This is a genomic window from Methyloversatilis sp. (assembly GCF_030696805.1).
Taxonomy (GTDB): Bacteria; Pseudomonadota; Gammaproteobacteria; order Burkholderiales; family Rhodocyclaceae; genus Methyloversatilis.
The window spans coordinates 25,312-35,097 of record NZ_JAUYRO010000009.1 but is presented as its reverse complement, the minus strand read 5'-3'; the positions used below and the strand labels follow the sequence as shown (position 1 = coordinate 35,097).

8 protein-coding genes and 1 tRNA gene are annotated in these 9,786 nt (G+C 61.4%); 3 read left to right on the top strand and 6 right to left on the bottom strand.

What is annotated here, in order from left to right:
- Positions 1 to 238 precede the first annotated feature (238 nt).
- A tRNA-Met gene (locus Q8R75_RS00960) sits at positions 239 to 315 on the bottom strand.
- Between the two features lie 161 nt (positions 316 to 476).
- Between Q8R75_RS00960 and Q8R75_RS00955 the strand changes: the two genes are divergently transcribed.
- The 3 genes from Q8R75_RS00955 to Q8R75_RS00945 all read left to right on the top strand — a co-directional run bounded on the left by Q8R75_RS00955 (position 477) and on the right by Q8R75_RS00945 (position 4,498).
- Positions 477 to 1,445: a histidine kinase gene (locus Q8R75_RS00955; RefSeq protein WP_305614569.1), complete on the top strand. Its 969-nt coding sequence runs from the start codon at positions 477 to 479 to the stop codon at positions 1,443 to 1,445.
- Positions 1,438 to 2,088 (top strand): response regulator transcription factor, encoded by a 651-nt coding sequence (locus Q8R75_RS00950; protein WP_305614570.1) that lies wholly within the window; start codon positions 1,438 to 1,440, stop codon positions 2,086 to 2,088. The genes Q8R75_RS00955 and Q8R75_RS00950 overlap by 8 nt, the downstream gene beginning before the upstream one ends.
- Positions 2,089 to 2,245: 157 nt before the next feature.
- Positions 2,246 to 4,498, top strand: coding sequence for a TonB-dependent receptor (locus tag Q8R75_RS00945; protein ID WP_305614571.1), 2,253 nt, complete (start codon positions 2,246 to 2,248; stop codon positions 4,496 to 4,498).
- A gap of 100 nt (positions 4,499 to 4,598) precedes the next feature.
- Here the strand turns inward: Q8R75_RS00945 and Q8R75_RS00940 are convergent, their stop codons facing one another.
- From Q8R75_RS00940 to Q8R75_RS00920, 5 genes are all read right to left on the bottom strand, one after another.
- Complete coding sequence (locus Q8R75_RS00940; protein ID WP_305614572.1) at positions 4,599 to 4,913, bottom strand: formate dehydrogenase; 315 nt, start codon at positions 4,911 to 4,913, stop codon at positions 4,599 to 4,601.
- A 14-nt stretch (positions 4,914 to 4,927) separates the two neighbouring features.
- Entirely contained in the window at positions 4,928 to 5,950 is a 1,023-nt protein-coding gene (locus Q8R75_RS00935) for a formate dehydrogenase subunit gamma (RefSeq protein WP_305625937.1), read from the bottom strand.
- Between the two features lie 9 nt (positions 5,951 to 5,959).
- Positions 5,960 to 6,184, bottom strand: coding sequence for a hypothetical protein (locus Q8R75_RS00930; RefSeq protein WP_257079621.1), 225 nt, complete (start codon positions 6,182 to 6,184; stop codon positions 5,960 to 5,962).
- Entirely contained in the window at positions 6,181 to 6,807 is a 627-nt protein-coding gene (fdh3B, locus tag Q8R75_RS00925; protein WP_305614574.1) for a formate dehydrogenase FDH3 subunit beta, read from the bottom strand. Before fdh3B ends, Q8R75_RS00930 begins: the two co-directional genes overlap by 4 nt.
- A 64-nt stretch (positions 6,808 to 6,871) precedes the next feature.
- The gene (locus Q8R75_RS00920; RefSeq protein ID WP_305625938.1) at positions 6,872 to 9,778 is read right to left on the bottom strand and encodes a formate dehydrogenase subunit alpha; all 2,907 of its coding nucleotides are present in this window, start codon (positions 9,776 to 9,778) and stop codon (positions 6,872 to 6,874) included.
- Between the last annotated feature and the right edge of the window lie 8 nt (positions 9,779 to 9,786).

The following is a 9,786-nucleotide window of genomic DNA, read 5'->3' as shown; positions in this document are numbered from 1 at the left end:
TTGATTCGTATGAGCACTTCAATTTAGTTGTCATGCGTATCTCCATCACCCCAGGTTGCCCCGAAACGACATCCACACGCCGTTACAACCATGCCGTGCCCACACCTATCGGCTGTTTGTGTTTTTAAAGAGCTTCGCTGCAATTTCGTGCAGCACAGAAATGAGACTGTAACACAATTTCGATTCTGCAACTACTTTCACACCACTTTTTCTCTCGACCTAACCGCTTGAAAATCGGTGGTTGCGGGGACAGGATTTGAACCTGTGACCTTCGGGTTATGAGCCCGACGAGCTGCCAGACTGCTCCACCCCGCGCTCGAGAGAAAAAGATTATGACTGATCGAACGAAGAAGGTCAACCCCTTCGGCAAGATTTGCTATTGATACAGGACCGCGCGCATCAGAGGTTTTCCGGCAACAACCCGGATGACGCTACGGAATGCGTGCGGAGGCTCAAGCAACTATATATATAGGCAAATGAAAAGCACCTACATCAGGAAGCACAGGCACCAGATTGAGCTTGCGCTCATCGTAGCCACTGCGGCCATCACATTCGTCGCCAGTTCGCAGGCAGAGCTTTACGAACGGTTTCACACGCAGCTCACACGTTATGAAGTCGTCCAGGCAGACGAGTTGTTCATTGCGCTGCTTGGTTTGACGGTGGCGCTAACAGTTTTTTCATTCATGCGGTGGCGCGATGCTCGACATGAGCTGGCCTCGCGTGTCGCCGTCGAAAGACGCCTGAAACTGCTGGTCACACGCAACCGCGAGTTGGCACAGGCCTTGATCGGGCTTCAAGAGGCCGAGCGTCGGCGCTTTGCACATGAGCTTCATGACCACTTCGGGCAGTGCTGCAACGCGATTCGCATCGACGCAGTTTTTTTGCGCGATCACCTTGCGAATCCATCACCGGAGAAGCGCGCGGCGGACCGTATCGCGGAATCAGCGGACGATCTTTACCAGACGGTGCGAGGATTGCTCTACGAACTGCGTCCGGCGAGTCTGGATAGCCTTGGGTTGCTCGGGGCCGTACAGTCGCTGTGCGAATCATGGGAAGAGCGTTCAACGATAAACTGCGCCCTGCTTCCACGGGGAGACCTCGATGAACTCGGTGAAGACGCGAACATTGCAATCTTCCGCATCATCCAGGAATCTCTTTCCAACGTCATGAAACACGCCAATGCCAGCCACGTCCGAATCGTCCTCGGTCATCATGCCGATACCGACACGATCGAACTTGTCATCGAGGATGACGGTGGCGGGTACGATGCAGTGAGAGTGCGCCCTGGTCTGGGCTGGCTGGGCATGGGCGAACGCGCGTCCATGCTCGGTGGCGCGCTGAAGATTGGCAAGAGCTCGCTGGGCGGTGTCATGGTGAGTTGCAGCTTTCGACATCCGGCGCACGCGGACGCCAATGAGCCCCATAAGGTCAAGGACCATGATTGAAGTACTGCTTGTCGACGACCACCCTATCGTTCGCTCAGGCTATGCACGATTGCTTGAGACGGGTCGCGACATTCACGTCGTCGCAGAAGCCGAAGATGCCGATTCGGGCTATCTCGCCTACACAGCACATTCACCCAAGGTGACGGTAACGGACCTTTCGCTGCCTGGTTCAAGCGGCATCGACCTGATACGCCGCATCAGAGCTCGTGATGCAGGTGCCAAGGTATTGGTATTCAGCGTGCACGATGAAGCAGTGGTCGTCGAGAAGGCGCTGCAGAGTGGAGCCAGCGGTTTCATCAGCAAGCGCAGCGCTCCGGAAGTGCTGCTAGAAGCAGTTCGTCACGTAGCACGCGGTGAGCGCTATCTGAGTACCGACGTCAAAAGGGCTTTCGAGCTTCGTTCGCCTGATACCGAACGCTCCATCATCAATGATCTTTCGCCGCGTGAGTTCGAGGTATTCCGGCTCCTCGCGCAGGGGTTGTCGGCCGCCGAGTGCGCCACGATGCTCAACCTGAGCCAAAAGACGGTCGCCAACTACCAGGCCCTCATCAAGGAGAAGCTCGGCGTCGGCACATCGGCAGCACTGGTGCATCTCGCGCTTAGGTTAGGCGTTGTGCCTTCGCTCGGGCCAAAAGAGGACTGAACTTCGCTCGCAAACTATCGGGAAAAATTCCCGATACCGGGAGTTTTTCCCGATCTTTCCTTTCGAGCGTTCGATATCTTCCGCTGCGGTCGCGACCTGCGACTGCAGACGCAGCGCCTCACAGAGTGGCGCGCGCCGCCACCCGAGGAGAATTCAGTTGAACAGTCATCACGGCAAAGCAGGACTGCGTCTTACGCCACTTGCGATAGCAATTGCGGGCTTTCTTGGCACCTCAGCCGCGGTCGCAGCCGATGCGCGTACGGTTGCGCCGACGGTCGAAGTTGTCGGCACGTCACCTGTCCCCGGTCTCGACCGGCCGAAAGACGAGATTCCCTCGAACGTGCAGTCGATCCGCCGGGATCGCCTGCGCGACACCGGAGCCGCAGGCTTGCCGGAGCTTCTTGGCAGCCAGCTGCAGGGCGTCAACGTCAATGAAATCCAGGGCAACCCTTACCAGGCCGACGTGAATTACCGCGGCTTCACCGCAAGCCCGTTGCTCGGCACTCCCCAAGGCCTGTCGGTGTATCAGGACGGGGTGCGCATCAACGAACCTTTCGGCGACGTGGTGAATTGGGACCTGATCCCGCGCAACGCGATCGCATCGATGGACCTGATACCGGGCTCGAACCCGTTGTTCGGCCTGAATACGCTTGGCGGCGCGCTGGCAATCCGTACGAAGGACGGCTTCAGCCATGCCGGCACCGGACTGGAAGCCTATACCGGCAGCTTCGGACGCCACGCGGTCACCGCCGAACACGGCGGCAACAACGGCGAATTGGGCTGGTACCTCACCGCCACGCGCTTCAAGGAAGACGGCTGGCGCGACTCCTCGCCGTCGGACGTGAATCAGTTCTTCGGGAAGATTTCGCATCGTTCCGCAAAACATGAGCTAGACCTGAACCTCACCCACGCAAACAGCGATCTCATCGGCAACGGTCTGACGCCACTGTCGTTCTACGAACAGCGGCGCAAATCGATCTTCACGTCACCCGACAACACCCGAAACCGGATGACCATGCTGTCGCTGAATGGCGGCTACTGGCTGGACGACGTGCACAAACTGTCAGGCACGGTCTATGTCCGCACGAACAACGTACGCACGCTCAACGGCGATGCCAATGACGAATTCGCCGCCCCGGGCGACCCGGAAGGCGTGCTCAACCGAACGCGCACGCGCCAGTTGGGCTACGGTTTCAGCGCACAGTGGGCAAAGATTCTGGAAGACCGTCAACTGGCAGTCGGCACGACCTATGACCACAGCCGTACCCGGTTCCAGCAGACCGAACAGGAAGGCGACTTCAATCTGGACCGTTCGGTGAATCCTACCGATACGGAGGAGGACCCCGACCCCAAACTGCGTGGCCGCACACAGACCTGGAGCCTGTTCGCCACCGGGACCTGGAAACCGGTGCCGGAAGCCGCCGTCTCAATGTCGGCGCGCTACAACCACACCAGCGTGAAGACCACCGACCAGCTGGATGCCACCTCGAGCCTCAACAGCGACTACACCTACAGCAAGATCAATCCGGCGATCGGCGCCACATATGCGCTGACCCCGGCAGTCACGATCTACGCCAATGCGCAGCAGGGAAATCGCGCGCCCAGTCCGATCGAGCTGGGCTGTTCCGACCCGAACGAGCCATGCAAACTGCCCAACGCCATGCAGGCTGACCCGCGGCTTGACCAGGTGGTCACCCGCGGCATCGAGTTCGGCATCCGCGGCGTTGCAGGTCCGATCCGTTGGAATGCCGCCGCGTTCGGTTCAATGAGCCGAGACGACATCCTGTTCGTGTCGAGCAACACCGTCGGCCAGGGCTACTTCAAGAACTTCGGCAAGACACAGCGACACGGCGTCGAACTGGGCATGGGGGGCGACTACGGCCAGATGGCCTGGCGGGCCGGCTACACCTGGGTGGATGCGACCTACCGCTCGGGCGAGTGCGTCGTGTCACCGGAAAACTCGGCGCAGGACGCATCCTGCGGCGCCGACAACATCCGCATCACGTCCGGCGACCGCATTCCGGGCATCGCCGAACACAGCTTCAAGCTTGGGTTGGATTGGCGCCCGACGCAGTGGCTGACGCTCGGCTCCGACATCGTGACGCACTCGGGCGTCTATGTGCGCGGCAACGAAAACAACCAGCATGACGAAGGTGGCAAGACGGCCGGATTCAGCGTGGTCAATCTGGTGGCGACCGCCCAGTTGGGTGCCGGCTGGTCGGCGTTTGCCCGCATGAACAATGTGTTCGACAAGCACTACTTTACCGCCGGCCAGATCGGCGAGAACCCCTTCGTCGGCCCGAACAACAGTTTCGATCCGGACGACAACAACTGGCGCGACGAAACCTTCTACGCGCCGGGCGCACCTCGAGCTGGCTGGATCGGCATGCGTTACCGCTTCGGCGGTTGATCGGCGTCCCTCGGGATCACGCGCAACCCAGAGCGCGAGATTGAAAAAGGGCACCTCACGGTGCCCTTTTTCAACACGAGACGTTGTGTGCTGCGGGCAGTTACTTCGCTGCCGGCGGTGTGGCCGGCGCAGCAACAGGCGGATTGACTGCACCCGCCGGCGTTGCCGAGACAGCCGGGGGCGCAATCGGAGTCGGCGTCACGGTGACGCCCTGCGCCTTCATCCGCTCGATGTACTTTCCCGCCACCGCATCCTGCGAGGCGGCCAGTAATTCCGCCGCCTTCTTGTCGCCTTCAGCCGCCTTTGCCTTCTTCTCGGCCGCGGCAGCCTTCTGTTCTTCCGTCATTTCCGGCAGCTTGGCCAGCGCTCCGGTGGTGAGCAGCGCACCGATCATCAACACCACTATCCTGTTCATGCGTAGTCCTCCGATCAGACGCGGGCCGTGACAGGCATTCCACCTGCCGGCTGTGTCGCGGGTTGAGTTTTCATCGCCTCGTCGTACCAGAGCTCGTGGTGTTCCCTGGCCCAGGTTTCGTCGACGTAGCCGGTCTTCATCCCGTCGAGCGCGCTTTCCATGCCGATGCTGCCTATATATATATGCGCGAGCGACAGTGTCATCACCAACAGAGACCCGATCAGGTGCACGATGTTGGCGGTCTGCATCACCCAACGTCCCTGCTCGAAGTTCGGGAAGTTGAGTACCAGACCGCTGATGCCGACCGTCAGTGACAGGAACACCACGCCCAGCCAGAACCAGGTCTTCTCGCCGAAGTTGAAGCGATGCGAGGGCACATGCTCACCGGTCAGCAAGCCGCCCGCCTTGCGTATCCACAGTGCGTCGATCGACTGCCACACGTTGTCCTTGATGAACAGCACGATGAACACGACCACCGACAGGATGAAAAGCGGGCCGATGAAGTTGTGCACGTTCTTGCAGACCACGGCCACGGTGGCAAACAGGGAGTAGCCGAATACCGGCAGCAGTACATGCTTGCCGAACAGCATCACCAGACCACTGACTGCAAGCACACAGAACGAAATCGCCATCGCCCAATGCGATGCGCGCTCCAGCGTATTGAAACGATGGATCAGGCGACCGGTCTTCGCGCCGGACAGCATGATCGGCCCCCTCAGCTTGAAGAACACCGCCAGCAGTATCACCATGGCGCAGAAGGCGATGCCGCCATACAACATCACTGGACCGTTGCGCAGCGCGCGCCAGGTCTGGCCGCCCGACTGGATCAGCACACCGGTTTCGACCCCCTTGACCGACGTGTAATGCGCATCGCCTGAACGCACCTCGCGCCAAACTGGTGCATTGTTCAGCGGCTGATACTGCTGACTGGTCGCCTGGTCGGCCGCATCGGCCGCCAGTGCCGGCTGCAACGGCAGCACCAACAGCGCACCGATGCAGCACAGCAGACGGACGAGCCATGAGAAGTGATGAGTCATCGCAGCCTCCTAACCGTTGATGCGGCGGTATTCGTTCTGGCTCTGGTTGCGCGCCTTGATGGTGGCTTCCCACTGCGCACGGTCACCCGCGAACGATTCGTTGTCCCACGGTTTGGTGTCGGGCTTGCCCTGATACTGGCCCTGCTTGTAGACCACCACCTGTTCGTGTTCGCCGCAGCCGACGAGCGACAGCGCCACGGCGGCAACAAGTACCGATCCCGTCAGTCGTCTCATGATTTGCCCCCCGCGTCAGGTTGCTGGGCCGGTGCGTCCGGCCTGCCGTAGGCGGTCGACCAGCCCCAGATGTCGGCGCCCTTGCCGCGCGTGGTGACACGCTGCCGATAGATGTCGGCCAGCACGTCGGCGTCGCCACCGAGCAGCGCCTTGGTCGAACAGACTTCAGCGCACAGCGGCAGCTTGCCTTCAGCGAGGCGGTTGCGGCCGTACTTGCGGAATTCGTCCTCCGACGCATTCTTCTCCGGGCCGCCGGCGCAGAAGGTGCATTTGTCCATCTTGCCGCGCAGGCCGAAAGCCCCCGCCTGCGGGAACTGCGGTGCGCCGAACGGACAGGCATAGAAGCAGTAGCCGCAACCGATGCACAGATCCTTGTCGTGCAGCACGACGCCCTCGTCGGTCCGGTAGAAGCAATCGACCGGGCACACCGCCATGCAGGGCGCGTCGGAACAGTGCATGCAGGCGACCGACATCGAGCGCTCGCCCGGCACGCCGTCGTTGATGGTCACGACGCGCCGGCGATTCACGCCCCAGGGCACTTCATGTTCGTTCTTGCACGCGGTGACGCAGCCATTGCACTCGATGCAGCGCTCTGCGTCACAGATGAATTTCATTCTTGCCATGTTGTCCTCCGTTCTCCGCCGCGGGCCCGACCAGGCGCCCGCCGCGTGGGTTGCGTCGCGCGTTTCAGGCTTTGACGATCTGGCAGACCGTGGTCTTGGTTTCCTGCATCATCGTCACCGAGTCGTAACCGTAGGTGGTGGCAGTGTTCACCGCCTCGCCGCGCACCACCGGGGCTGCACCTTCCGGATAGCTGTCGATCAGGTCCTTGCCCATCCAGTGGCCGGCAAAGTGGAACGGCAGGAAAACCGTATCGGCGCCGACCCGTTCGGTCACCATCGCCATCACCCTGATCTGGGCCCCGGTCGGTGATTTCACCCACACCATGTCCTTGTCGCGGATGCCGCGATCATTGGCTGCACGCGGGTTGATCTCGACGAACATGTCCTGCTGCAGTTCGGCCAGCCATGGGTTGGATCGCGTCTCGTCGCCACCGCCCTCGTACTCGACCAGTCGACCGGAGGTCATGATCAGCGGGTAGTCCTTGCCGACGTTGGCGAACTGGTCCTGCACGCTCTTGTAAAGCGTCGGCAGTCGCCAGAACGCCTTCTTGTCGTCGTGCGTCGGGTACTTGGCGACCAGGTCGGCACGCGGCGAGAACAGCGGTTCGCGATGCAGCGGAACGGCATCGGGGAAATTCCACACCACGGCGCGCGCCTTGGCGTTGCCGAACGGATGACAGCCGTGCTCCTTCATCGCGACGCGGATGATGCCGCCCGACGAGTCGGTCTTCCAGTTCTTGCCTTCCGCTTTCTTCTTCTCGTCGTCGGTCAGTTCGTCCCACCAGCCAAGCTTCTTCAGCAGCACATGGTCGAATTCCGGGTAGCCGAACTGCAGGTCGGCGCCCTTCGAGGCAGAGCCGTCATTGGCCAGCAGACTCACGCCATCCTTCTCGACGCCGAAGTTCGCGCGGAAGTTGCCACCGCCGTCCATCACGTGCTTCGACGTGTCATACAGATTGGGCGTACCGGGGTGCTTCATTTCCGGCGTGCCGTAGCACGGCCAGGGCAGACCGAAATACTCGCCGTCGAGCTGATAGCCGGTTTCCTTGTCGATGCCGCCCTTGGCGCGCAGCGTCTTCGGATCGAACACCTGTATGTTGCGCATATGCGCCTTCAGGCGCTCCGGCGACTGACCGCTGTAGCCGATGGTCCAGGTACCGCGGTTGATCTCGCGCAGGATGTCTTCGACGCTGGGCTCGTTGTTCGTCACCTTCACGTTCTTCGTGAATTCGTCGGCGAAACCGAATTTCTGCGCGAACAGATACATGATGGTGTGATCGGGCTTCGATTCCCACAGCGGCTCGATTACCTTCTCGCGCCACTGGATCGACCGGTTCGACGCGGTGCAGGACCCGACGCACTCGAACTGCGTTGCCGCCGGCAGCAGATAGACGCCGTCCTTGCGGCCGCTGGCCGCCATCGCAGCAGTGGCCGATGGATACGGATCGATGACCACCAGCGTATCGAGCGCCTTCATGGCCTCCAGCATGTCCTTGCCGCGCGTCTGCGAATTCGGCGCGTGGCCCCAGAACACCACGGCACGCAGGTTCGGGTCCTGGTCGATGAACTCGTTCTTCTCGGTGACGCCGTCGATCCAGCGCGACACCGTGATACCCGACTTCTCCATCAGCGCCTGCGACGCGAAGCGGCCCTTGAGCCACTCGTAGTCGACGCCCCAAACACTCGCCCAGTGCTTCCACGATCCGGTCGCAATGCCATAGTAGCCAGGCAGCGAATCCGGGTTCGGGCCGACGTCGGTTGCGCCCTGCACGTTGTCGTGACCACGGAAAATATTGGTGCCGCCACCCGATACGCCGACATTGCCGAGCGCCAACTGAAGATTGCACATCATCCGCACGATCGCGTTGCCGGTGGTGTGCTGGGTCTGACCCATGCACCACACCACGGTCGAGGGCTTGTTCTTCGCCATCGTTTCAGCGATCAACTTCACCTGTTCGTCGGGCACGCCGCTGACTTCCTCGACCTTCTCCGGTGTCCACTTCATCGCCTCGTCGCGGATCTTGTCCATGCCGTACACGCGGTCTTCGATGTACTGCTTGTCTTCCCAGCCGTTCTCGAAGATGTGGCGCATCACGCCATACAGGATGGCGATGTCGGAGCCCGAACGGATGCGCACGAAGTGGTCGGCCTTGGCCGCAGTGCGGGTGAAGCGCGGGTCGGCGACGACGATCTTCGCGCCGTTTTCCTTGGCATGCAGGATGTGCAGCAGCGACACCGGATGCGCCTCGGCGGCATTCGATCCCATGAACAGGATGGCCTTCGAGTTTTGCATGTCGTTGTAGGAGTTGGTCATCGCGCCATACCCCCACGTATTCGCCACGCCGGCCACCGTGGTCGAGTGGCAGATGCGCGCCTGGTGGTCGCAGTTGTTGGTGCCCCACATCGACACGAACTTGCGCATCATGTAAGCCTGCTCGTTGTTGTGCTTCGACGAGCCTATCCAGTACACGCTGTCCGGGCCGCTTTCTTCGCGCAGCTTCAGCAACCGGGCCGACAGTTCGGTCAGTGCGTCGTCCCACGACATGCGCACCCATTTGCCATCGACCAGCTTCATCGGGTAGCGCAGGCGGTGCTCGCCGTGGCCGTGCTCGCGGATCGACGCGCCCTTGGCGCAGTTCGCACCCATATTGATCGGGCTGTCGAACACCGGCTCCTGCCCTACCCACACGCCATTCACGACCTCGGCATCGATGGCGCAGCCGACCGAACAGTGGGTACAGATCGTGCGCTTGATTTCAACCTTGCCACCGGCCGCCGGCGTATCGGCTGCCCGGGCGCGCTCGACCATCGAGAACGGCAGTGCCGACGCAAAGGCGCCGGCACCGGCCGTCATGCCGGAGCGCTTCAGAAAGGTGCGCCGGTCCATCGTGCGCGGCACGGCAGCCGACACGGCGCGCGCGAGGCGCGAGGTGCCGCGCGGGGCACTGGCGGATTTGCGGGTCAGGGTCATGGTCGGTC